Source organism: Streptomyces sp. NPDC087263 (assembly GCF_044744645.1).
GTDB lineage: Bacteria > Actinomycetota > Actinomycetes > Streptomycetales > Streptomycetaceae > Streptomyces.
The window spans coordinates 201,670-224,989 of the sequence record NZ_JBIUYT010000003.1; the positions used below are offsets into that span (position 1 = coordinate 201,670).

At 70.9% G+C, this 23,320-nt stretch carries 15 protein-coding genes; 7 read left to right on the forward strand and 8 right to left on the reverse strand.

Annotated features, from left to right (window positions below; all coding sequences use genetic code 11):
* Window positions 1-4: 4 nt before the first annotated feature.
* Window positions 5-7,078 (reverse strand): SDR family oxidoreductase, encoded by a 7,074-nt coding sequence (locus tag ACIPC1_RS10210; protein ID WP_402515194.1) that lies wholly within the window; start codon window positions 7,076-7,078, stop codon window positions 5-7.
* A gap of 692 nt (window positions 7,079-7,770) precedes the next feature.
* On the reverse strand, window positions 7,771-7,944 hold the full coding sequence (locus tag ACIPC1_RS10215; RefSeq protein WP_402515197.1) for a hypothetical protein: 174 nt from the start codon (window positions 7,942-7,944) through the stop codon (window positions 7,771-7,773).
* A gap of 17 nt (window positions 7,945-7,961) precedes the next feature.
* On the opposite strand from ACIPC1_RS10215, the gene ACIPC1_RS10220 reads away from it, so the two are divergent.
* Window positions 7,962-8,930, forward strand: coding sequence for an aldo/keto reductase (locus ACIPC1_RS10220; protein WP_402515199.1), 969 nt, complete (start codon window positions 7,962-7,964; stop codon window positions 8,928-8,930).
* Window positions 8,931-9,498: 568 nt separating this feature from the next.
* Window positions 9,499-11,367, forward strand: coding sequence for a ricin-type beta-trefoil lectin domain protein (locus ACIPC1_RS10225; RefSeq protein ID WP_402515201.1), 1,869 nt, complete (start codon window positions 9,499-9,501; stop codon window positions 11,365-11,367).
* A gap of 294 nt (window positions 11,368-11,661) precedes the next feature.
* On the opposite strand, the gene ACIPC1_RS10230 is transcribed toward ACIPC1_RS10225, so the two are convergent.
* From ACIPC1_RS10230 to ACIPC1_RS10245, 4 genes are all read right to left on the reverse strand, one after another.
* The gene (locus tag ACIPC1_RS10230) at window positions 11,662-12,411 is read right to left on the reverse strand and encodes a DUF4232 domain-containing protein (RefSeq protein ID WP_402515203.1); all 750 of its coding nucleotides are present in this window, start codon (window positions 12,409-12,411) and stop codon (window positions 11,662-11,664) included.
* 125 nt (window positions 12,412-12,536) lie between these two features.
* The gene (locus ACIPC1_RS10235; RefSeq protein WP_402515205.1) at window positions 12,537-13,934 is read right to left on the reverse strand and encodes a serine/threonine-protein kinase; all 1,398 of its coding nucleotides are present in this window, start codon (window positions 13,932-13,934) and stop codon (window positions 12,537-12,539) included.
* Between the two features lie 255 nt (window positions 13,935-14,189).
* Window positions 14,190-15,086 (reverse strand): transposase, encoded by an 897-nt coding sequence (locus tag ACIPC1_RS10240; RefSeq protein WP_402515207.1) that lies wholly within the window; start codon window positions 15,084-15,086, stop codon window positions 14,190-14,192.
* Window positions 15,087-15,479: a transposase family protein gene (locus tag ACIPC1_RS10245; RefSeq protein WP_402515210.1), complete on the reverse strand. Its 393-nt coding sequence runs from the start codon at window positions 15,477-15,479 to the stop codon at window positions 15,087-15,089. It abuts the gene before it with no gap.
* A 180-nt stretch (window positions 15,480-15,659) separates the two neighbouring features.
* On the opposite strand from ACIPC1_RS10245, the gene ACIPC1_RS10250 reads away from it, so the two are divergent.
* The 3 genes from ACIPC1_RS10250 to ACIPC1_RS10260 all read left to right on the forward strand — a co-directional run bounded on the left by ACIPC1_RS10250 (window position 15,660) and on the right by ACIPC1_RS10260 (window position 21,038).
* The gene (locus ACIPC1_RS10250) at window positions 15,660-16,727 is read left to right on the forward strand and encodes an LLM class flavin-dependent oxidoreductase (RefSeq protein WP_402515212.1); all 1,068 of its coding nucleotides are present in this window, start codon (window positions 15,660-15,662) and stop codon (window positions 16,725-16,727) included.
* 311 nt (window positions 16,728-17,038) lie between these two features.
* Window positions 17,039-17,371: a hypothetical protein gene (locus tag ACIPC1_RS10255; RefSeq protein ID WP_402515213.1), complete on the forward strand. Its 333-nt coding sequence runs from the start codon at window positions 17,039-17,041 to the stop codon at window positions 17,369-17,371.
* A gap of 295 nt (window positions 17,372-17,666) precedes the next feature.
* Window positions 17,667-21,038, forward strand: coding sequence for a S8 family serine peptidase (locus ACIPC1_RS10260; RefSeq protein ID WP_402516271.1), 3,372 nt, complete (start codon window positions 17,667-17,669; stop codon window positions 21,036-21,038).
* A gap of 186 nt (window positions 21,039-21,224) precedes the next feature.
* On the opposite strand, the gene ACIPC1_RS10265 is transcribed toward ACIPC1_RS10260, so the two are convergent.
* On the reverse strand, window positions 21,225-21,377 hold the full coding sequence (locus ACIPC1_RS10265; protein ID WP_402515215.1) for a hypothetical protein: 153 nt from the start codon (window positions 21,375-21,377) through the stop codon (window positions 21,225-21,227).
* Window positions 21,378-21,647: 270 nt separating this feature from the next.
* On the opposite strand from ACIPC1_RS10265, the gene ACIPC1_RS10270 reads away from it, so the two are divergent.
* Both ACIPC1_RS10270 and ACIPC1_RS10275 read left to right on the forward strand, forming a co-directional pair.
* The gene (locus tag ACIPC1_RS10270; RefSeq protein ID WP_402515216.1) at window positions 21,648-22,199 is read left to right on the forward strand and encodes an RNA polymerase sigma factor; all 552 of its coding nucleotides are present in this window, start codon (window positions 21,648-21,650) and stop codon (window positions 22,197-22,199) included.
* 253 nt (window positions 22,200-22,452) lie between these two features.
* Window positions 22,453-22,944, forward strand: coding sequence for a hypothetical protein (locus ACIPC1_RS10275; RefSeq protein WP_402515219.1), 492 nt, complete (start codon window positions 22,453-22,455; stop codon window positions 22,942-22,944).
* Window positions 22,945-22,977: 33 nt separating this feature from the next.
* Here the strand turns inward: ACIPC1_RS10275 and ACIPC1_RS10280 are convergent, their stop codons facing one another.
* A complete protein-coding gene (locus ACIPC1_RS10280; protein ID WP_384382552.1) occupies window positions 22,978-23,193 on the reverse strand; it encodes a dodecin in 216 nt (71 codons plus the stop codon).
* Between the last annotated feature and the right edge of the window lie 127 nt (window positions 23,194-23,320).

A 23,320-nucleotide genomic window follows, 5' to 3' on the forward strand; every position in this document is an offset into this window, starting at 1 on the left:
AGGTTCACCAGCCGGAGGCGGTGTAGACGACGGCGGTGTCGCCCTCGGGGCCCCAGGCCAGTTCGCGCAGCAGGCTCATGGTGCCCTCGTCGGGATCGATGAGCTGGATGCCGCGGCTCGCGTAGTGGCGCATGAGCTCCGGCGTGACCATGCCGTGGTTGCCTTCGCCCGTCGGTGCCCACGGGCCCCAGTGGACGGTCAGCCCGCGGCGGCCCTCGCCGTCGGCCGCCCAGTCGGTGCCGAGGGTTTCCAGGGCGTCGTTGGCGGCGGCGTAGTCGGACTGGCCGCGGTTGCCGAGGGTCGCCGCGATGCTGCCGAACAACACCGCGAACCGCGGCCCGTCCGCCAACTCGCCTATGGCGTCGAGCAGTTCACGCGCCCCGTCGACCTTCGTGCGGAACACCCTGTCGTACGACTCGGGGGTCTTCTCCGCGATCAGCTTGTCCTCGATCACACCCGCCGCGTACACGACGCCGTCGAGCCTGCCGTACTCGGCGTGGATCTCCTTGATCGCTCCGCGTACGGCCTCACTGTCCAGTGCGTCGACGGCGCGGTAGCGCACCTGGGAGCCGAGCCCGGTGAGCTTGCGCAGTGTGCCACGCACCTCGCGTTCGGCCTGGATCCGGCCGATCGCCCGCTCGATCTCGGCGGGCACCCGCAGTCCGCCCGCGATGAGCGCGGTCCGCAGTTCGCCCGCGGTGCTCGCGGCGGCGAGGGCGGGGTCCTCCGTGCCCTCGGCAAGGGGGGTACGGCCGAACAGTTCGATCCGGCAGCGGCTCGCCCCGGCGAGGGTGGCGGCGAAGCGGGCGGTGATCCCGCGCGCGCCGCCCACCAGGAGCACGACCGAGTCGGAGTCGAGGCCGAGTGCGGTGGCCTCGGCGGCGCCGTCCCCGGCCGGTCCCGCACCGGTGCTGCCGAGCAGGCCCAGGCCCTCCTCGGTCATCCGCAGTCCGCGACGGGTGCCGGGAGCGCGCAGGACGACCGGCTCGCGGTCGGGAGCGGTGAGTTCGGCGACGAGATCGGCGGCGATGTCCTTGGGCGCGGTGCCCGGGTTGTGCTCGACGACCCGGGCGACCGTGTCGGGGTACTCGCGTGCGACCGACCGGAAGAAACCACGCAGTCCGGCCGAGGCGCCGGCGGCCAGCACCCAGCGCGGGCTGTCCGCCAGTACCTGCTGGTAGGCGGAGAAGACATCCGGCAGGACGAGCCGGCCGTCCGCCGCGACGACGTGGATCAGCCCGTCGAAACTGCGCCCGGCCGGAGGCTCGTCGGCGGTCACGGTCTTGGCTCCGTGCGTGGGGAGGAGGGCGGCCACCGCGTCGGCCACCGGTCCTTCGCCCAGGATCAGAAAGCTACGGCCGGTCAGCTCACCCTCGGCCGGGACGGCGGGGGAGAGGTCGAACTCCTGCATGACGAGACGCTTGGGAGCCACCACGACGGCGGGCGAGTCCGCAGCGGTTTCCACGGGCTCGACCACGGCCACGGCGGTCGCTGCCGCCGGTGCCTCGGCGGGGGCTGCCCCACCCCGGACGCCCGCCAGCAGCGCGGCGATCCCCGCGGCGGTACGGGCCTTCGCCAGCTCCTCCACGTCGGTGTCACCCGTCGCGGTCAGGCCCAGTCTGCCTGCCAGCTCTCCGGCGATCTCGGCGCGCTTGATGGAGTCGACGCTGAGGTCGGCTTCCAGGTCGAGGTCCGGTTCGATCATGTCGACCGGGTATCCCGTCCGCTCACCGATGACGTCGAGCACCAGCGCGAGGACGGACTCGACGCTGGGTATCTCGGCTCCGGCGGTGGCAGTGACAGCGGGCGCCGGGACGGGAGCCGATCCGGGCCCGGTGAACCGCTCGACCAGGGCGGTGATGGCGGCGGCGGTACGGGCCTTCGCCAGCTCCTCCACGTCGGTCTCGCTTGTTGCGGTCAGGCCCAGTCTGCCTGCCAGCTCTCCGGCGATCTCGGCGCGCTTGATGGAGTCGACGCTGAGGTCGGCTTCCAGGTCGAGGTCCGGTTCGATCATGTCGACGGGGTATCCCGTGCGTTCACCGATCACGTCGAGCACGACCGACAGCACCGAGACACCGGCGGGCGCCGCCGCCAGGGCCGGCACCGGACTCGCGGCAGGCCGCTGAGCAGGGACGGCGGGCAGTGCGGTCACGGTGACGGGCGCGTCCGCGTACGTGACGCGGGCGGGAGCGTCCGCATAGGCGAGCGGGGCGGGAGATATCGGCCGTACCCCTGGATCCGTCCCCAGATACCCCAGCATCACATCCCGCTGAGCCGCGATCATCTCCCGGCTCGTCCGCAGGAACTCGGTGATAAGAGCCTCGGACCCGGTGGCGGCCACCGGTCCGGCTGACGTGCTGTGGGTCACGAGGGCCTCCGGGAGACGCTGGGCGGGATGGAGTGCGGCGGCGGGGAGAGCGCCGTCCGCGGAGCGGAGCAGATGTCCGTCGACGGTCCACGCGGCGCGCTTGCGGCGGGTGGCACGGGCGTCGGCGGTGACCGCGTCCCGGCCCTGGAAGAGCCAGGCGGTCCTGATGTCGACGCCGGCGACGGCCAGTTGGGCGAGAGCGGAAAGGAAACCGGTGAGCCCGCTGCGCGGGCCGTCCTCCAGCGCGACCGTCCGGTGCGGCCGGTCGCCGAGGATCTTGTTCACCAGCCGAGTGAGCACCGCGCCGGGGCCGGCCTCGACGAAGATCCTCGCCCCGGCCTCGTACATGGCCTCGATCTGGTCGGCGAACCGGACGGGTGCGCCGATCTGGGCGGCCAGTTCGGCCCGGATCGCCTCGGGCGACTCGGGGTAGCGCTCGGCGGTGCGGTTCGACCACACCGGGAAGTCGGTTACGCCGACCGGGACTTCGGCCAGCACCTCGGCGAACGTCTCGCCGGCCGCGGCGACCAGCGGGCTGTGGAACGCGCACGCCACCGGAATCCGCTTCGCGCTGAGCCCGTGCGCCTTCAGCCGCTCCACGGCGGTGAGGATGTCCTCGGTGGGACCCGAGATCACTGTCTGGCGGGGCGAGTTCCGGTTCGCCGTCACCACTGTTCCGGAGAGGCCCGCGTCCACGAGGGCTGCCGCGACCTCCGGCTCGCCTCCGGCGACGGCGGCCATGGTGCCGGGGTCGCCGTCACCGGTGGCGCCCAGGATGGCGGCGGCCCGGTCGCGGCTGGCCCGCAGCAGCACGTCGGGTGCGAGAGCGCCCGCCGCGGCCAGTGCCGCCAGTTCTCCATAGCTGTGTCCGGCGGCCATCGCGGGCCGTACGCCGGCCCGGCTCAGGAGCTGGTGTGCGGCGAGTGCGGTGATACCGAGGGCGGGCTGCGCGACGGTGGTGTCGGTGATCCGCTCCTGCTGCTCCTTGCGGCTCTTGTCGTTGAAGGCGGTCGGCGGGAAGAGCACCCGCGCCGTGTCCTCGTCGAGCCGCAGATGACGCTGGAGTTCGGGGAAGGCCACGAACAGTTCGGCGAACATCCCGGGCCGCTGGCTGCCCTGTCCGGGGAAGAGCAGCGCCAGGTCGCCGGGCTCGGTGTCGTCGGCGGCGAACAGGCCTTCCTTCGGCGCGTGTTCACCCGCCACGGCCCGGCGCAGCAGCGCCGTCAGGTCCTGCGTCGACTCGGCCACGAGCGCGATCCAGACCCGCGCGCCACGCGTGGCGACGGACTCGGCGCGCCGGGACGCGGCGAGCGCGAAGTCCCGCAGCCGCCAAGGCTCGTACGGGCCGGAGTCCCCCTCGACGAGGGCGAGCAGATCAGCGGCGGCACGTACGGCCGTGGCCCGGTCGGAGCCCCGGAAGGTGAACAGTTCGGCGGGCCACTGCTGGGCCGCCGTGACGGGCGGCGGACCGTCCTGGTAAGCACGCAGGACGACATGGAAGTTGGTGCCACCGAAGCCGAACGCACTGACTCCGGCGACGCGTTCGGCCGGAGCCGCCGCCCAGGGACGGGCCTCGGCGTGGAAGGCGAACGGGCTGCTCTGCGCGTCCCAGGCCGGGTTCGGCTCGGTGAGGTGCAGGGTCGGCGGCTTCACGCCGGTGTGCAGGGCGAGCGAGGTCTTGATGAGCCCGGCGAGACCGGCGGCGCACTTGGTGTGCCCGATCTGCGACTTGACCGAGCCGAGCGCGCAGCTGCCGGGCTTGGCACCGGCATCCTCGAACACCCTGGTGAGGGAGCCGAGTTCGGTGCGGTCACCGACGACGGTGCCGGTGCCGTGCGCCTCGACGAGACCCACTTCGGCGGGCGAGACACCGGCGTTTCGGTAGGCCCGGGCCAGCGCGTTGTACTGGCCCTCGGGCCGGGGCGCGGTGAGGCCGAGGGCCCGGCCGTCACTGGCGCTGCCGACGCCCTTGATGACCGCGTAGACCCGGTCGCCGTCGCGCTCCGCGTCGGAGAGCCGCTTGAGGACGACGCAGCCGACACCCTCGCCGAGCGCGATGCCGTCGGCCGTGCTGTCGAAGGGGGCGGAGCGGCCGGAGGGCGAGAGGGCGTGCGCGGAGGCGAAGAGCAGGTAGTCGTTGATGCCGTTGTGCATGTCGGCGCCGCCGCACAGCACCATGTCGCTGGTACCGCTGGTCAGTTCCTTGCAGGCCACGTCGACTGCGGTGAGGGAGGACGCGCAGGCCGCGTCCACCGTGTAGTTGGCGCCGCCGAGGTCGAGACGGTTGGCGATCCGGCCGGAGATGACGTTGGCCAGGATGCCCGGGAAGGAGTCCTCGGTCAGGCGCGGCAACTGCTCGTCGAGCGCGGGCGGCAGGTCGCCCAGGTAGGCGGGCAGTACGGAACGCAGCGTCAGGGCGTTCGACAGGTCGCTGCCGGCCTCCGCGCCGAACACGACCGACGTGCGGGCCCGGTCGAAGGTCCGGCTCCCGTAGCCGGAGTCGTCGAGTGCGCGGCGCGCGGCTTCGAGGGCCAGTAGCTGCACGGGCTCGATGGCGGGCAGCGAGGCCGGCGGAATGCCGTACCGCAGCGGCTCGAAGGGGATCTCGGGGAGGAAGCCGCCCCAGCGGGACGGCGTCTTCTCACCCACGCCGTCCGGGTCGTGATAGAGGTCCGTGTCCCAGCGGGTCGCGGGTACCTCGGTGACCGCGTCGTCGCCGGCGAGGACGTTGGCCCAGAAGGTGGCCAGGTCGGGGGCGCCGGGGAACATGCAGGCCATGCCGACGATGGCGATGTCGAGCGGCTCGGGGGCGGCCGGGGCGGCCGGCTCCTCGATACCCAGGCCGCGCAGCCGCGCCGTGAGGAAGTGCGCCGCACCGGTGGTGACCGCCGTGTGCAGCGCGGCGACGGTGGTGACCTCGGAGCGCAGCACGGCGACCTCGCCGGCCATGAACATGCCCTCGGCGAGCTGCCGTTCCTCGCCGACCGCGCTCAGGCCGCTTGCGACCCGCTCGATGCCCTTGCTGGCCAGTCGCAGTCGCCCGACGTTGAGCTGCTCCAGCTGTTCCCAGGCCTCCCGGCCGGGGATCTCGCGGGCAGCGAGGTCCTCCTTGACGGCCGCGAACTCGTCGGTGAACGGGCTGTTCACGCAGCGGGTGGCGTGTCCGGGAGCGGTCTCCAGGAGATCGGTGCGCTCGGCGTCGATCACCTGCTGCTGGAACAGCGGCAGCACCGCGCCCGCGGTCACGGCCTCCTCGGTGAACAGATACGCCGTGCCCATCAGTACGCCGACGGCGGCACCCTGCGCGCTGAGTGGCGCGGCGAGAGCGGTGACCATGGCGGCCGACCGCTCGTCGTGCACCCCGCCGGCGAACAGCAGCTGCAGTTCGGCGGCCTTGGCCTTCTTTGTGCCCGCCAGGAAGTCGTCGAGTACGCCGAGCTGCGCCTCCCACAGAGGGAAGCTGTTGCGCGGACCGACATGGCCGCCGCACTCGGCGCCCTCGAAGATGAACTTGCGTGCGCCCGCCTCCAGGAACTGCTTGAGCAGCCCCGGCGACGGCACGTGCAGGAAGGTGGAGATGCCCACTTCCTCCAGCGCGGCGGCCTGCGCCGGACGGCCGCCCGCGATGATCGCGTGGGAGGGGCGGATCTCTCGTACGACGTCGAGCTGGGCGGCCTTGATCTCCTCGTCGGCGAATCCGAGGACACCGACGCCCCACGGCTTGTCGCCGAGTGCGTCCCGGGTCTCCTCGAGGACGGCGCGAGTCTGCTCGGCGCCGGAGAGCGCGAGGGCGATGAAGGGCAGTGCGCCCGCGCGGCCCACCTCGGCCGCGAAGGCGGCCTGGTCGCTCACGCGGGTCATCGGCCCCTGGGCCACCGGTAGCTGGGTGCCGAGCGCCTGGCTGCCGACGCCGCCGGGGGCGAGCGCGGGACCGGCGTTCTTCAGGGCGTCGAGGACCGAGTCGCGTATCCCGCGCACCGCCGCGTGGACGGTGCCCCACCGTTCCTGGAAGCGGGCCGCGAGGAAGCCGTCCTGGCCGATCTCGGGGGCCGGGGAGTCGCCCTCGGCGGGTACGGCGCCGGGCCTGCGGCGTCGTACGACGCGGCGGCCGTCCTCCACGGTGGTCTCGGAGCCGTCGAGCCCGGCCAGCAGGGTGATGGTCTCGGCGGGCAGCTCGGACTCGGCCTCGGAGAGCAGGGCGAGCTGGGTGTCGAGGACGACACCAGCGCCCCCACCGGCGACGACGGCAGCCGCGGTGTGCGGGCCGGCACCGCCGCAGGCCCAGACCGGCAGGTCCAGCTCCGGGTCGGCGAGCAGCTGTTGCACCAGCACGAAGGTGCTCAGTTCACCGATGGGGCCGCCGGCCTCGTGACCCCGGGCGATGAGCCCGTGGGCTCCGGCCGCGGCGGCCGTCAGGGCCTGCTCACGACCGGTCACCTCGACGAGCACGCGGCGGCCGGGGAACTCGGCGGGCGTGCACGAGGCGTCGCTGGTCAGCAGGACCGTGTGGACGGCGGCGGGCAGCTCCCGCGCGGGAAAGGCATCGTTGTCGGCCAGTCGTACACCGAATCCGGCGGCCGACCACTCCTCCGCGAGCGCGAGTTGTGCCGCGGCACGGCGCCCCCCCGAGGTGAGGTCGAGCACGCCCAGACCACCGGCGCGCACGGCAGCCGCGGTGAGCCGTGCCGAAGCGACGGCGAAGGGGTTCACGGCGATGACAATGTCTTCGACGGCAAACAGCCCGGAAGTAACAAAATTCGGCACAGGCACGCGAACGCTCCAAATCACACAAGTGTGAGGATGAGTGGGGGAGAGCGCTGGAACGCGCAGCGACTTCGGTGCGCGGCACGCTCATAGTCATTGCGCACCCCTGTGAAAGTCAAACTCTCAAAGAGCGAGTGGGCGTGCGTCATTTAACGTCATCGACACAGCTCCGGGGGTCTGACTTACCAACTGGTAACCAACGCCCCACCAGAAGCACAGCTGGAACTGGTCAGTCGTTCACTCTTGCCCGCGTCTGCCCCAACTCGTCTGCTACCAAGCGGACTTGACGATACGTCAGAAACCGGGGTCTGTGGATCGTCCGGGAGGGGAATGTTTTCGGTCACGCAAATTGAATGTGCAACAAGTTTTTCTTCACATAGCTGAAACGTGGCTTTGCCTAAAAGGGTGGGATCCGACACTTCGGCTTTAATGGTCGGCTTCGTAATGTCCGGACCGGTCCTGTTCCACCCCCTCGACGCCATTTTTGTCCCGCATGTCGACATGGCGTTTGGGTAAACGAGATTCGGCTCTTGTCGGTCCGGCCGCCCCCGTCGGCGCCGCGCGACGTCCTCTTGACGGCCAAGCGGCACGGCCAAGCGGCACGGCCAAGCGGCACGGCCAAGCGTCACGGCCAAGCGTCACGCGATGCCGATGCCGATGCCGATGCCGACGTCCATGTCGCTGTCGTCGGCGCCCGCTGCGGCGGAGGCGGTCGTGCGCCTGAGCGGTCCGTGACCGAGAATGGCTCTCCCGAAGGTCTGGACCGCGGCTCGACCACGGCCGTCGTGCCGGGCCCGACCCCCCACCGTCATGGAGAGCAGGAGTGAGCATGCAGTACGTGAAGCTCGGTTCGACGGGCCTGGACGTGTCCCGGATCTGCCTGGGCTGCATGAGCTTTGGGCTGCCGGATCGCGGCACCCATGAGTGGACGCTCGACGAGGAGGCGTCACGGCCGTTGATCCGCCAGGCGCTGGAGGCCGGGATCAATTTCTTCGACACCGCGAACGTGTACTCGGACGGAACCAGTGAGGAGATCGTCGGCCGGGCGCTGGCGGACCTCGCGCGCCGCGACGAACTCGTCATCGCCACGAAGGTGAACGGCTCGATGCACGAGGGGCCCAACGGCCACGGTCTGTCCCGCAAGGCGATCATGACGGAGATCGACAACAGTCTGCGCCGACTGGGCACCGATTATGTCGATCTGTACCAGATCCACCGCTTCGACCACGCCACCCCCATCGAGGAGACGATGGAGGCCCTGCACGACGTGGTCAAGGCGGGCAAGGCCCGGTACATCGGGGCGAGTTCGATGTACGCCTGGGAGTTCTCCAAGGCCCAGTACACGGCCCGGCTGAACGGCTGGACACGGTTCGTCTCCATGCAGAACCACTACAACCTGCTCTACCGGGAGGAGGAGCGCGAGATGCTGCCGCTCTGCGCGGACCAGGGTGTAGGGGTACTGCCCTGGAGCCCGCTGGCCCGCGGCCGGCTCACCCGCGACTGGGACACCGACACCGCGCGCAGCCGGACCGACGAGTACGGCAGGAACCTCTATCAGGACGGCGACCGCGAGATCGTGGACGCCGTCGCCCGGATCGCCGCCGCGCGTGACGTGCCGCGCGCCCGGATCGCCCTCGCCTGGCTGCTGCACCAGGACACGGTGACCGCGCCCATCGTCGGCGCCACCAAGCCGCAGCACGTCGAGGACGCGGTCGCCGCGCTCGACGTGGAGTTGACGGAGAAGGAGATCGAGGAGCTGGACCAGCCTTACGCGCCCAGGGCGATCAGCGGCCACTGACCGTTCGAAACGCGGTGCCCCTCGGCGGACGGGCCGGCTGCCGCGGACGTGGTGATAAGCAATGAGGCATGGGGAGCGCTCCCCATGCCTCATTGCATTACATGGGCAAGCAAGGGCGACAATGGCGCTTGAGTGTCTTATGGGCGGTCGAGATGTTCGCCTGGTGGGCGGAACGGCGAGTTCGGCGGGGTGCGCCCGGCCGCGACGGGAATCCGAAATTCATTTGCGTGATCCCCGCGGTCCGGCCGCCCGTCGATATCCCCACTCTCGAAGAGAAAGGGAAAATCGCGATACTGCTTGTTCCGGCTCGTCACCCTGTGCAAAGGTGTGCGTTGTCGGCGTGCAGACAATTTTGCCGTTCTGTGCGCATACGGTGCACTCGTCCGCCCCTCGCCCGACCAGAGCCGCCTGAGGTGGTCGTTCGCAGTGCAACCCCCCATGGGTAGTCCCTCCATGCTTCGTCGGGTGGGCTACATACCCATTGGTATGGACTAATTCCTACGTTACCTTTGGGAGGAAAGCGGACGTGAAGGATGCAGGTCTGTCCAATTCTCCAACAACCGCGCGCTTGTTCGAGTTCCCGGACGAGCAGCTCTCCGCCGATCTGAAGAAGAGTCTGGGGAACACACCGGCGAACTATCCCGTCGGTGAACTCCTGGACCGCCACTGGGAAGCCGTCTTCTCTTACGCACGAATGTGCACGAACGGTGTGCGTCCCGCGGGAATGCTCACCACGGCCACATTCACCAGACTGTTCGGGGAATCACTGCGGCAGACGGGGCCGACGGCCGCATGGCGCCCGCAGCTGCTCGTCACCGTGCGCCGCATAGCCGCCGAATGGCTCATGGACCAGCGGGCCGAACAGGTCCATCCCGAACTGAGGTCCGGTCCAGCCCACGACGAGCGTGCTGCCGTACGACTTCTTCCGCCCGCGAACAGACGCCTGCTGGCCAGGGCCTTCCAACGGCTCCCGGAGCCGGCCCGCTGCCTGCTGTGGCACACCGGGGCCGAGGCGGAGCCACTGAGCCTGCCCGCCGCCCTGTTGGGCCTCGCCGACGACGACGCCGTCGTGGAACTGCGGCGGGCCCGCGAACGCCTGCGCGAGGGCTGCCTGGAGTTCCATCGTGAACTGGCCCCCACGGAGGAGTGCCCGCACTACAACCGCATGCTCGACGTGTCCCTCAGACGCGGCGGCACCGACCTCGACCCCGACCTGCGGCGCCATATGGCCAGTTGCGAGCACTGCCACAGTGCCGCCGACCAGTTGAACCAGTTCAACGGCGAACTCGCCCTCCCGCTGGCCGAAGCCGTACTCGGCTGGGGTGCCCGCGCCTATGTCGAAATGCGGCAGGGACGCGCCACCGAGATCGTGGAAGCGACCGAGACTCCCGGGTCCGGGGTCGCCGCCCCGACGGAGTACCTCCACCTTCCGGCCGACGCCCCGCTCCCCCCGAGCTTCCCCCCTCGGCCCGTGCCGCGCCGTCACACGCACGCCGACTCCCGCACGTCGACGCGCAAGGCCCACCGGCGCGCGCCGCGTCGCCGGAACGTCGCCCTCGCCGTGCTGACCGTGAGCGGCCTGATCCTGGCCCCGCTGGTCCTGTGGACCGGCCTGGGTTCCGGCGGCGCGGACAGCACGGCCGACGGCACCTCGGGGGCGCCCAGTTCGGGCCAGGACGAGGCACCCGGCGGGAACCCGTCCTGGGTCGGGTCCGGGGGCCAGTCGAACGGCAGCGTGGGCGGCCGGCTGCGCAACTCCGGCAACGGGCTGTGTATCGGCGTCGTCGGCGACAAGCCCGTGAAGGGCGCCGAGACCCAACTCACTTCGTGCACCTCGAAGTCGGTACAGCAGTGGACGTACGAGGAGGACGGCCTGCTGCGCAACGTGGCCGAACCCGACCTCTGCCTCGACTCCCATCTCGGCTACTCGGTCCAACTGGCCCCCTGCACCGGCGATTCCCAGCCGGGCACCAAGAACGTGCGCTACGACTTCACCCTCCAGGGCGCCCTCGTGCCGCGCTGGAACCAGGACCTGTCCCTCACCCCCGCCTCCGCCGAGGAGGAAGCGGCCGTGGTCCTCAAGGTCCGCGAGGAGGGGTCGGCCCAGCGCTGGACGCTCGACACCACCTCGCCCTCCCTCCAACTGGAGGTGGTCAATTGGGGTTCCACCAGTGAATCCGAGGCGCCCGCTCCCGGCCCCGTTCCCACCTCGTCGGCGACACCGTCGCCCAGCATCACACCCAAGCCGTCGGCGACAGCGTCGCCCCCGGAGTCGACACCGTCGTCGTCCGCGTCCGCCGCGGACGGCTCTTGCGTCTACCCCTATTTCTACTGCCCCGGAGACGTGCAGTACGGCGGGGGCGGCTACGACGGCGGCAGTGGAAACGGCGACAGTAACGGAAGCGGAAGCGACGGAGGTGGCGGAGACCACCGGTGAGCGCTCAGGACCCCGCAGTACCCGTCGCCGCGGCGGCCGTCCCCAGGAACTCCGCCGAGCCGCCCAGGGGCGACTGTCCGGGGACGAGGCCGCGCAACTTCCGCAGCACCGCGGGGTCCTGAGCCTCCGGCCACTCCACGAGATGCCCGCCTAGCGCCGAGGGTGCCGGTCGTCGCGGTCGGTGGACGCCTGCGTGAGCTGCCGCAAACCGCTGCTGACCTGTGGTCGCGGGGACGGAGACCCCGCCGGCCGGCTCTGCGGGCGGCAGGGCATGGGACCGGGGTGAGCCGGTGGTCAGGAACCGGTGCCGGCGCGGACCACCGTCAGGGACACCGCCGAGGCGTTGCCGGAGACGGGCACCTTGCCCTGGGTCCACTTCACCTTGAGCGAGTCCTTCTCGTCGGGCGGTGTGACGAGCAGCGCGGCGGGTGTCGCCGTACGGGCCCCGCTGATCTCGGGGTTGGAGAACGTCAGCCCGGCCCAGGCCTGCTTCCCAGGCGCCAGCGTCACCGTCGTGGGCGACTCCGAGGACCGCTCGGGGTCGGGTCCCAGCTGCTTGCCGGACGCGTCGATGAACGCCGCGCCGGGGAAGCCGCGCAGGGTGCAGGTGCGCTGGGAGCTGTTGGTCAGGTTGATCGGGAAGTTCTCCTGCCCCGCGCCGGGATCGTTGCCGCCGACCGAGACGGTCAGTTCGGAGGTGTGGCAGCGGGTGCTGGAGGTCGCGGTCGTGGAAGTGGCCGGGGTGGCCGTGGCGGGGTCGGGCGCGGTGGTGCTGTCCGGTGTGCTGTCGGTGGTGACGGGGGTGCTGCTTCCGGCCGAGTCCGTGGTGTGGTCGCCGGAGGCGGGTTCCGCCGTACCGGGAAGCGTTTGCGGCGTACTGCTCGCGCCGTTGTCGGAACCGCAGCCGGTGAGCAGGCCCACCATCGCGATGCCCGTGACCAGCGCCGCCAGACGAGCTGGGGCCGGGGTACGGCGTGCGCGCACCGCGTCGGTCCGGTCCGAGTCCGGGGCCCGGTCTGCCGTGCCATGCCGGAAGGTCGCCATCTCAGCACTCCTCGAGAAATCCACCGCACGCGCCCTGGCGCGTGCGCACGGTGCCACATGCCCCGTCATCAGTGTCCGATGCACCGTGACGCCGAAAAGTTCACGGTTTCGGCAGCTGATTCGCGTCAGCCTGTGACCCGCACCGAGCCAAGCACACCGTCCGTCGCGTCGGCGCCGCCGTCCTGCCGGATCTGTACGTACACCTGCGGCTGTTCGTCGCCGTCCGCCGGCGTGAGCGCCGCCTCCGTCAGGGAGCCTGCGCCGCCCGGACAGTCGTCCCAGGTCCGTATCAGCCCGTGCCAGCGCGCGCCGGTGTAGGGGCGGCTGCCGCCGAAGTGGCATCCGTTGTGGGCGATCGCGCCGACCACGGCGGTGACGTCGCCGTGTTCGCTGAGGCCGATGAACGCTCCGTTGACCCCGGAGCGCAGGTCCTGCCACCTGGCCAGGTCGTTTGCGACGACGAGACCGGGTTCAGTCCCGTCCGGCAGGCCAAGGGTCTTCGGATTCCAGCCGGAGTCGCGCAGCTGGCGGCCCCACGCGCGGGGTACCTCGGCCGAGACCCGTCCGGAGCCGTCCTGCACCTGGACGACGGTCTCCGCGGTGTGATCCCGGGTGACGACCAGGGCGGTGACGCCGACCGCGGCGATGGCGAGCCCGGCGGCCAGCGTCGTGACCACGGCCCGTCGACGACGGCGCGGCCGGGGAGCCGCGGACAACTGGTCGGACAACTGGTCGGCCAACCGGTCGAGTTCCGCCGCGAAGTCCGACGCGGTGGACCAGCGCCGCTCGCGGTCGGGTTCCATGGCACGCAGCAGCGCCCGCCGGACATCCGGCGCCAGGTCCGTACGGAGGCGGTCCGGTCGTACGACCTTGCCGGGCGGACCGGGGACCGATCCCGTGACGAGGTGGTAGCCGAGGGCGCCCAGGCTGTACACGTCGGCCCGCGCGTCGATCCCGGACCCGGGCTCGGCCTGTTCGGGCGGCGTGTAGCCCGCCGAGCCCGCCGCCATGGTGAGGCCGGACGCCTGGGCCAGACTCTTGGCCAGGCCGAGGTCCGCGAGCAGGACGCGGTCGGAACCGCCGGGCGAGGAACGCAGCAGTACGTTGGACGGCTTGATGTCCCGGTGCACGATGCCGGCTTCGTGCAGCGCGGCCGCTCCCCGCGCCGCGAGAGCCGTCAGCCGCAGGGCCTCGCCGACGGGCAGCGGTCCGGCGCAGACCTGGTCGGCGAGGGTGCCTCCGTCGGCGTACTCCATGACGAAGTAGGGCCTGCCGTCAGGGAGTTCACCGATGTCGTAGACCTGGACGACCCGATTGGAGTCGGCGCGGCGCAGCAGGCGGGCCTCGGAGAGGAACCGCTCCCGGATGTCCAACTGGTCGGCCCAGTTGTCGGACAGCACCTTCACGGCGACGGCCGCCTCCAGTACGTCGTCGTGGGCGAGCCAGACGACGCCGAAGCCGCCGGCGCCCAGACGCCGGTCCAGGCGGTAGCGGCCGATCCGATCCAGGGGATACCTCAGCATGGGCGAGCCGCCGGAATGCCTGTGAACTGGTGGGGTCGCCTCGTGTGTTCACCAGCGGGCATGTGCCCCTCCAGGGCGCGCGGATGCCACGAGCGCGACACGGTGGCCGCTGCTCCACGGACGGGTGCTGCTCCTGGCAACGATCGGGTGGTTGAAGCCTACCCGTCACCTCATCCACCGGGTACGCCGCGCTGTGCGGAGCGCGCTCTTCCTCGCAGGGCTGTTGCCCGGTCGTGTGATCCGACGCTGTGCTGGTCAGCTGATGCCGAGGAGGTCCGGTGGGCGGGTGAAGGGCTGGTAGGAGACATGACGGGGGGCGGCGGCGATGTTCTGGTGCCCGGCGCCTCGGAGGGTGCTGACGGCGAGGTTGCGCAAGGCGGCCATGTTCTCCGGTCCGCGGCCGGTACGGATGCGGCCGGCGTCCTCGGCGAAGGTCGAGTCGCGCACGAAGTGCAGCCGGTCTTCGATATCCCAGTGCGAGCGTGCCAGTTCGCCGAGCTGCTGCGGCGACGCCTGCGCCGAGGGCAGGTCGGTGATCGCGTGGATCGTCTCGAGGGTGAGCCGGCCGGTTCTGGCGTTCGCGTGAAGGCGCACGATCCGGGCGGCCGGGGCCGCGCCAGGAAAGTCAGGCTCCAGCCCGTCAACGGTCAGCGCCCTGACGACCCGCAGATCATGCCGACCATGCCCGCGGCTGCGGGCCGTACGGCGGGCGGTGACCCGGCTCCAGGGCAGCGAGCGCAGCGCTGTGAACAGGGACGGCTGGTTGTTCTTGCTCTTGCCAACGGCAGGTAGTGCGCCAGATCCCGGGTGAGGAAGCGGACGTGCTCGCGCTGGGTGTGCAGCGCGTCGGTGGTGACGACGATCCGGGTCAGGTCGAAGGGGGTGAGCAGCCGGGCAAAACCCGTGATGTCGTTGGGTCTTGTCCGGCACCCGCACCTGACTGATCGTCCGCCCGCTGCCCGCTGCCCGCTGCCCGCTGCCCGCTGCCCGCTGCCCGCTGCCCGCTGCCCGCTGTCCGCTGCCTGCTGCCTGCCGTCCGCTGTCCGCTGCCTGCTGCCTGCCGTCCGCTGCCTGCTGCCTGCTGCCTGCCGCCCGCCGCCGCGGCCAGCAGATGTGCGGACGGGACGTGGCCGTTGCGGGAGTCGCGGGCACTCATGCCGTCCACTGCGACTGTGGTGTGGCCCCGGCCGGATCGCCACCGGCCAAGTCGGCCGGCCCACGTGGGCGGACCCGCTCCAGCACCCGGCCGATGGTCGCGGCACTGGACGCGATACGCATCGGGAAGGCGCCGACGAGCCGGGCACCCAGCCGGGCCAGGGTGGTCTGCGGGGCCGCGGCGACCCATGGCCCGATCGCCGTGTACGAGCGGGCGCCGGCCACTACCGCGGACGCCGCGATCAGCACCACGCTCACGAACGGATGACGTACTCCCCGCTCGCGGCGCGGGTCCGGCAACCTGACCAGCCGCTCGGTCAGCGACATGTCCGCCACCCGGTGCGGCGGCAGGGTCTTGACGAGACACGGCATGGCGGACTGACGGCACATTGAAGCTCCGTTGCAGGCAGGCGACTTGGGAAGGTCATCCGCATCAGCGGGGTTTCGTTGCGTCAGGCACGGCCACCCCGCTCTGCGACGCCACAAGTTCACGCGGCTCCGCAACGGGCCTGCGCCGGGACCTGCCATGCTGAGCAGGTTCGATTCGATCCTCGCGCCTTGGAGGTTTTGATGCGTGCAGGCGTCGTTGTCGCCGCGCAGCCCGGTGTGGAGGATCTCGCCGTGCGGGCCGAGGAGTTGGGCCTGCACAGCTTCTGGGTCAACGACACCCCCATGGTCCACGGCGACCCCTTCGTCGCCCTGAGCCTGTGCGCGAAGGCCACCAGCCGCATCAGGCTCGGCATCGGCGTGACCTCACCGGCGCTGCGCTCGGCCCCGGCCACCGCGAGCGCGCTCGCCAGCCTCAACGCCCTGGCACCCGGCCGGATCATCTGCGGAGTCGGCACCGGAAACACCGCCCGGCGCACCCTGGGCATGCGGCCGACCACGGCGGCCAGGCTGGAGAACTTCACCGTCGCACTGCAGGACCTGTGTGCCGGACGTTCGACCGAGTACCGCGAAGGTGACCGGGTCCGCGACATCCGGTTCCTGCACGCCGGGGCGCACGTGAACACCACCGATCCGATCGAGTTCGTCGTGGCCGCGCTGCTCGGACCGAAGGCCGCCGCCGTCGCCGGCCGCCGCGGCACCGGCCTCATCTCCTTCGGCCTGCTGGACCCCACCGCCTGGCACGCGCTGCACGACACCCGCCGCCACGCCGCCCAGGGCGCACCCCGTGCCCCCGACTCCCCTACGGACTCCTACGTGGTCACCTCCCTGCACCTACTCGACGAGGACGAGGACCCCCACGGCGACGCGGCCCGGGACGCGACGGGCCACCTCGTCCTGTCGCTGCTGGCCTTCGCCGCCGACACAGCCGCCGACACACCCGCCTCCGCCGAGCAACTCGGCCCCGAGGAACGCGAGGCGGTGCGGCGGCTCCTCGACCGGCGCGGCACTACCTCCACCGCGCAGGACCGGCACACCAAGCTCTACCCCAACTACCTCGAACGCATCGCACCGCAGGACCGGGACCTGGTTCTGCCCTCGCTGATGAACACCCTGGCCCTGGTCGGCACCCGCGACGAACTCCTCGCCCGCATCATCACCCTGGAAAAGGCCGGCGTCGACGAGCTCCTCATCCAGCCGGTGATCGACCCGCCCGCCGAGATGGCCCTGCTCGCGAAACTCCTCAGCTGAGCTGACCCGCCTGCCGCACGTCCTCGACCCTGCACACCTGCAAGATCACCAAGACTTTGCAATCGACTGCTCTTCCTCGGGACCCGGGTCCCGTCGGCAGCTGATACGGCCGCGACTGCGTTCGTCGAACGGTGAGGCCCAAGTCGAATGAGTAATTCCGGATAGCCCGTGTCCTCGACCGGGTTGACGAAACCCCGCGGCCGTCGGTGCTGGCGGGTGGTGAGGTCTGGGATCGTACGCGCAGGGCTGCCGGTGTGTGGAGTTCAACTGCCACCAGGGTTGATGCCAATGGGAGCATCACGGATGTCGCGGTGGCTGCGTGGCCTGATGGCACGCTGCAAGTGCAGGTGGTGGTCAACGGTTTGATCTATGACCGGGCCAGAAGCGCGAGCGGGACGTGGAGTACTGCTTCTACGCTGATCGATTCCAACGGTTCGATCACCGACGTGGCTTCGGTGGGTCTGCGTAACGGCGATCTGCATGTCGAGGCCCTGGTCGGCGGTTCGGTCTTCGACCGGGTCCGCAAGGGCACCACCGGTAACTGGAGCAGCACGGCCCTCCAGGTGGACGGCAACGGCGCCATTTTCGGCACCTACGCCACCGCCACCCCCGACGGAACCCTCCACGTCGGAACCAACGCCTGACCCGTCCATGCCGAGGATCCGCCCGAGGGGTTCCTCAGCATGGGCAACCCCCAGCGGGCGATCGGCTTGACCAGTTCGTCCCTACTGGCTCCTCAGGCAGCGCCACCGGGTGACGCTCCGTCAAAAACAAACGACGAGTTTTGACAACCCGATGGCACTCCCCTCCGTCTCTAGGGCGAGCCGTCAGGCATACGGGTGAGACACCGGGGTCTCCGGGGTCGCAGGACGGCTCCTGTCCTACGGCGAATCATCAGGAGTTCAGGTGGAGTTACGCGGAAGACGAAGGCGTGCGGTACTGGTGGCAGGGGCTGTTTCGACGGTCCTTGTGCTGGCCGGCGTCCCGGGCGGGGTGGCCCAGGCCGCGCCGACCGACGGGCCGCTGGGGGCTCTGACCCAGGCGGCCGACGGCGCGGGTACGGCCGGGGCGGTGAAGACGGTGACGCTGGTCACCGGCGACCGGGTCCTGGTGGACGGCGCAGGCCAGGTCGCCGGAGTGGAGCGGGCCGAGGGCCGGGAGGGCGTGCCGTTCTCGGTCCGGGAGGTCGACGGACACATCCAGGTGGTACCCGGTGACGCCGAACTGCTGCTGGCACAGGGCAAGTTGGACACCCGGCTGTTCGACGTGACCCAGTTGGTGGCCGACGGCTACGACGACGCGGGCCGTTCCGACGTGCCGTTGATCGTCACCTTCCGGGGGAAGAAGACGCCCTCGATGAGCCCGTTCACCGGGGCCGGGGCGCGGCTGGGCCGTGCGCTGCCCGTCGTCAACGGGAAGGCGATGCGGTCCGTCAAGGAGCGTGGCGACGCGTTCTGGGACGCCGTGACCGGTGCCGGTACCGACACGTTCGTCGCCTCGACGGCCGTGGAGAAGGTCTGGCTCGACGGTCGGCGCAAGGCCTCCCTCGACAAGAGCGTCCCGCAGATCGGCGCGCCGACCGCCTGGGCCGCCGGGTTCGACGGCACCGGTACCAAGGTCGCCGTACTGGACACCGGGATCGACACCAGCCACGCCGACCTGGCGGGCCAGGTGATCGCGGAGCAGGACTTCTCCGGCTCCTCAGGACCCGGCGACAAGTTCGGCCACGGTACCCACGTGGCGTCGATCACGGCCGGGACCGGAGCCGAACTGGGCGGCAGGTACAAGGGTGTCGCCCCGGGGGCGAAGCTCCTGAACGGCAAGGTGCTGGACGACAACGGCTCCGGCTCGGACTCCGGCATCATCGCGGGGATGGAGTGGGCGGTGGCGCAGGGCGCCGACGTCGTCAACCTCAGCCTCGGCGGCACGGACACGCCGGGCATCGACCCGATGGAGGAGACGGTCAACCGGCTCTCCGCCGAGTCCGACACGCTGTTCGTCATCGCGGCAGGCAACGATGGCGAGTTCGGCGAGAAGACCGTCGGTTCGCCCGGCAGCGCCGACGCCGCGCTCACTGTCGGCGCGGTCGACGGCGGCGACCAGCTCGCCGCGTTCTCCAGCCGTGGCCCGCGCGTCGGTGACGGCGGGGTCAAGCCCGACCTGACCGCACCCGGCGTCGCCATCACGGCCGCCTCGGCCGCAGGCAGTGTCCTGTCGGAGGCGATCCCCTCCGACATACCCGGCTACCTCACCCTCGACGGCACATCCATGGCGTCCCCGCACGTCGCGGGCGCCGCCGCCCTCCTCGCCCAGCAGCACCCCGACTGGACCGGCGAGCGCCTCAAGGCCGTACTCACCGGTTCCGCGAAGCCGGGCTCGTACAGCTCCTTCCAGCAGGGCACCGGCCGTACCGACCTGGTCCGGGCGATCGAGCAGAGCGTCATCACCGAGCAGGGGCCGCTCGACTTCGGCGGCCAGCAGTGGCCGCACACCGACGACAGTGCGGTGACCAAGCAGCTGACGTACCGCAACCTCGGTACGGAGCCGGTCACCCTCGACCTGTCCGTCGACGCGTTCGCGGTGGACGGCAAGCCGGCAGCCGACGGCATGTTCTCCGTGTCGCCGCAGCAGCTCACCGTCCCGGCGGGCGGCACCGCCGCCGCCGACGTCACGGCGGACACCCGCGCCGGCAGTGCCGACGGCACCTTCGGCGGCTCGGTGCAGGCCACTTCGGTGGACGGCAAGGTGCAGGTGCGTTCCGCCGTCGGCGTGGAGCGCGAGGTCGAGTCGTACGACCTGACGCTGAAGCACATCGACGAGAACGGCGAGCCGACCGGTGACGCCGCAACCGATGTCATGGGCCTCGACAGCGACTTCTACGCCGGCTACACCGACGAGCAGGACGGCGAGCTCACGGTACGGCTGCCCAAGGGCGACTACACCCTCAGCGGGGTCATCCACCCCTCCTACGCGTCCTCCACGCACGCCGTGCTCGTGCAGCCGAAGCTGAGTCTGGACGGGGACACCAGTGTCACCGTCGACGCCCGGCAGGCACAGCCGGTGGAGGTCTCCCTGCCGGACGCGGCGGCCGAGAACACCGAGGCCACGGTCGCGTTCGACTACGCGCGGGGCGAGGGCCTGCGCGCGGGCAGCCTGCAGTACCTGCTGCCGACGTTCGAGGGCAGCCGGTTCGGGCGGCTCGGAACCGCGCAGTCCGAGAGCGACGTCACCGCGCTGTTCACCGGCGACTGGACACGGCAGGACGAAGCAGGCCGGCCGGTCACCTACCACCTGGCCTGGGACCGCGCGAGCGACCTCGACGGCTTCACCGCCGCGGTCGAACAGAAGCAGCTCGCCAAGGTCGACCTCCAGGCGGGCGTACCCGTCGAAGGCAGGAACGTCCAGGTCGAGGTCAGCCCCCACACGGCCGACGGGAACCTGGTCAGCAGCTTCAGCGACCTGCGCGGGAGCCTGCCGCTGAGCACCACCGACTATGTCCTCGACAGCGGTGTCGAGTGGTCCTTCCGCATGTGGCAGACCAGCGGCGAGGGCCGAGACACGGTCTGGGAGAACTTCCTGATGCGGATGCCGCAGACCTGGCAGGCCGGACAGACCTACCAGGAGCGGTTCAACGTCGGCGTCTTCGGCCCGGTCCTGCCCGGCGCCACCGACGCCGGACCGGAGCAGGGACTCCCCGGTGTCGTCCGGACCGGGAACACCATCCGGGCCTTCGTGCCGCTGTTCGGCGACGGCGCCGGGCACTGGGGCCTCAGCGACCACACCACGCAGGAGAGCACGCTCCGGATCGACGGCAAGGAGACCGCCGACGACTACGGGATCCCGGTGACGGACGGTGTCACCGAGTTCACGGTTCCCGCTCAGGACAGCGCCTACGAGCTGACCCTGGACAACACCCGTGATCCCGCGGTGTACCCGGTCAGCACCCGCGTCAGGACGGAGTGGACCTTCCGCTCCGCCGCTACCTCCGGCGACGGGTCGACCACGCTGCCGCTGTCGGTGATCCGCTTCTCCCCGGAACTGAGCCTGTCCAGCACGGCGCAGGCGGGCAAGCCGTTCCAGGTCCCCTTCACCGTCGAGGGCGCGGCCGCCGGACAGCGGCTCAAGAAGCTCGCCTTCGAGGTCTCCTACGACGAGGGCACGACCTGGCAGTCCGCCAAGGCCGTCGGCGGTACGCACCTGTCACTGACCCACCCCGTCAAGGCGGGCTCCGTCTCACTGCGGGCCAAGCTGACGGACCGTGAGGGCAATACGCTGGTCCAGACGATCGAGCGCGCCTACCTCACCCGGTAGTCCGCCCGGATCCCACACCTGGTCCTGCTCGGGGCGGCGCCGATGCCGCCCCGAGCGGGGCTGTGGCGAGGTGGGGGAGTGGCGGTCGTACCGCTCTCGGCCTCAACTGCACCCCTGAACAAGGGGCTTGCCGCTGCGTCGCCGGGTCTGGCACGATCGCTGCTCCCGCAACGGCTGGCCCGGTCCTCACCGCGCAGCTTCCACGAGCGCCACCCAGGCCAGGAGGAAGGGGTACTTGAACGCGGTGGGCAGGTCGTCGGCGGGCAGCAAGGCCGGCAGCGTGCTCGCCGTCCCCGCGCCGATCACCCAGCGGAAGGCGTGCATCGGGGACCGTTTCATTCGGTACTCGCGCGGCAATGGTTCGTATCGCACAGCCACCCCCAGTTCGACGTGCCCCAGCCGTCCACATCACCGATGGGGCACCATGGTGAAGCTCCAACTCACCGGTTTCGAAGGCCCGTTGTGACTTGGTAGCCAATTCGGGCTGCTCCTGTTCCGACCCCCGAACATGGAAGCCGTCGTCCCCGCTGCTCGCTCTTCGGCCGCGTCCCCGGAGATCGCGTGCGACTATCGTGCGTGGCCTCTGATCGACCCCGAGGGGAGCATGCTGTGCAGGACGCGGCGGAGACCGAGGAGCTGGCTCGGCGCGCGGCCGCCGGTGACGGGGAGGCGCTGAACGCGCTGCTCCAGAAGGTGCGGCCCGAGGCCGTACGGCGCTGCGGACGTTTCCTGCCCTGCCGCGAGGACGCCGAGGAAGCGGCACAGGACGTACTCCTCCAAGTGGCACGGAAGATCACCACCTTCGAGGGCCGGAGCCTCTTCAGTACCTGGCTGTATACGGTGGTCGCCAACTGCGCCCGCCAGAAGTACCGCGAGCTGAAGCGCCGGGCGGCCGAACAGCCGGTCGAGATCGACGCCTCGCAGCATGTCGATCCGCGTACGACGAGCGTGATCGCGGGCTCCCGCGTCGACCTTCTGGAGGCGCTGGAACGCCTGGAGCGCGAACACCCGCATCTGGTGGCGCCGCTCGTCTACCGCGACATCTGCCAGTTGGACTACGCCGAGGTCGCCGAGCGTGTCGGAATCCCGCTGGGCACCCTCAAGTCACGTCTCCACGAGGCGCGCAAGCAGGTCAGACCCTGGCTCGCCGACGCCTCGTGATAGATCGGCTTGCGCCCAGGTGGACTCCGCCACGCCTCCGGAGACGTGGCGGGGAGCCGGAGCGGCCATGTCCTCCACCCGTTCCGCGAGGTCGATATATCGAACCGTATTCGACATGCGGTGCGAGGCATGACGGCAGGGGCCTGCTGCTGCAGTGAACCGAGTCCGCGGCGACGGAAGTTGGGCGTGCGCGTGCGGGGGAGCGGCTGCCGTGGTGCCTCCGGTGCCGCGGGCCCTGCCTAGTCTGGTGCGCGTGACACAGAAGAGCAGCAGACCACTCGCCGTGTTCGACCTCGACGGCACCCTCGCGGACTCCGCGCACCGGCAACGGTTCCTGGAGCGCAAGCCACGGGACTGGGACGCCTTCTTCGCGGCCGCGCCGCACGATCCGCCGCTCGCCGAGGGCGTGGCGCTGGCGCTGAAGAGCGCGGAGGAGTGTGAGGTGGTCTACCTCACCGGCCGCCCCGAGCGGTGCCGCCGCGACACCCTCGCCTGGCTCGCCGCGCAGGGGCTCCCCGAGGGCCGCGTGTGGATGCGGCGCAACGACGACCGCAGGCCGGCCCGCCGCACCAAGCTGGAGATCCTCCGCCGGCTCGCCCGCGACCACGAGATCCGCGTCCTCGTGGACGACGACGAACTTGTCTGCGAGGACGCGGAGCGGGCGGGCTTCACGGTCGTACGGGCACGCTGGACCGGCGCGTCCGAGGCGCTGAAGAACGCGCAGGAGCGGGAGGGACGGACCTGAGGTTCGCCGGGCCGTGGCGGGGTTACGGGGTGGTCAGTCGCCGTCCTCCAGGCGGAAGCCGACCTTCAGGCCGACCTGGTAGTGCTCGATCTGCCCGTTCACGATCTGCCCCCTGACCTGCGTGACCTCGAACCAGTCCAGCCCGCGAAGGGTCTGCGAGGCGCGGGTGATGCCATTGCGAATGGCCTGGTCGATGCCCTCGTGGGAGGTCCCGACGATCTCGGTGACCCGGTACGTGTGGTCGGACATGCGGGTGCTCCTCTCCGCCGTGGCAGGTGTGCCACGCGTCATTCCACGGTGCCCCACAGTGCGGCGGTCCGCGAGGTGTGGGGGGGGTACCGGTGCCGCACAGGGCGGCGGTCCGCGAGTGTAGGGG

What these genes read in the sequence shown, in the direction of transcription:
- ACIPC1_RS10250 (WP_402515212.1), top strand. Translation starts at nt 15,660, where the DNA reads ATGCGTGCAGGCGTCGTTGTCGCCGCGCAGCCCGGTGTGGAGGATCTC.
- ACIPC1_RS10235 (WP_402515205.1), bottom strand. Translation starts at nt 13,934, where the DNA reads ATGCTGAGGTATCCCCTGGATCGGATCGGCCGCTACCGCCTGGACCGG.
- ACIPC1_RS10280 (WP_384382552.1), bottom strand. Translation starts at nt 23,193, where the DNA reads ATGTCCGACCACACGTACCGGGTCACCGAGATCGTCGGGACCTCCCAC.
- ACIPC1_RS10230 (WP_402515203.1), bottom strand. Translation starts at nt 12,411, where the DNA reads ATGGCGACCTTCCGGCATGGCACGGCAGACCGGGCCCCGGACTCGGAC.
- ACIPC1_RS10215 (WP_402515197.1), bottom strand. Translation starts at nt 7,944, where the DNA reads ATGACGGTGGGGGGTCGGGCCCGGCACGACGGCCGTGGTCGAGCCGCG.
- ACIPC1_RS10245 (WP_402515210.1), bottom strand. Translation starts at nt 15,479, where the DNA reads ATGTGCCGTCAGTCCGCCATGCCGTGTCTCGTCAAGACCCTGCCGCCG.
- ACIPC1_RS10220 (WP_402515199.1), top strand. Translation starts at nt 7,962, where the DNA reads ATGCAGTACGTGAAGCTCGGTTCGACGGGCCTGGACGTGTCCCGGATC.
- ACIPC1_RS10265 (WP_402515215.1), bottom strand. Translation starts at nt 21,377, where the DNA reads ATGAAACGGTCCCCGATGCACGCCTTCCGCTGGGTGATCGGCGCGGGG.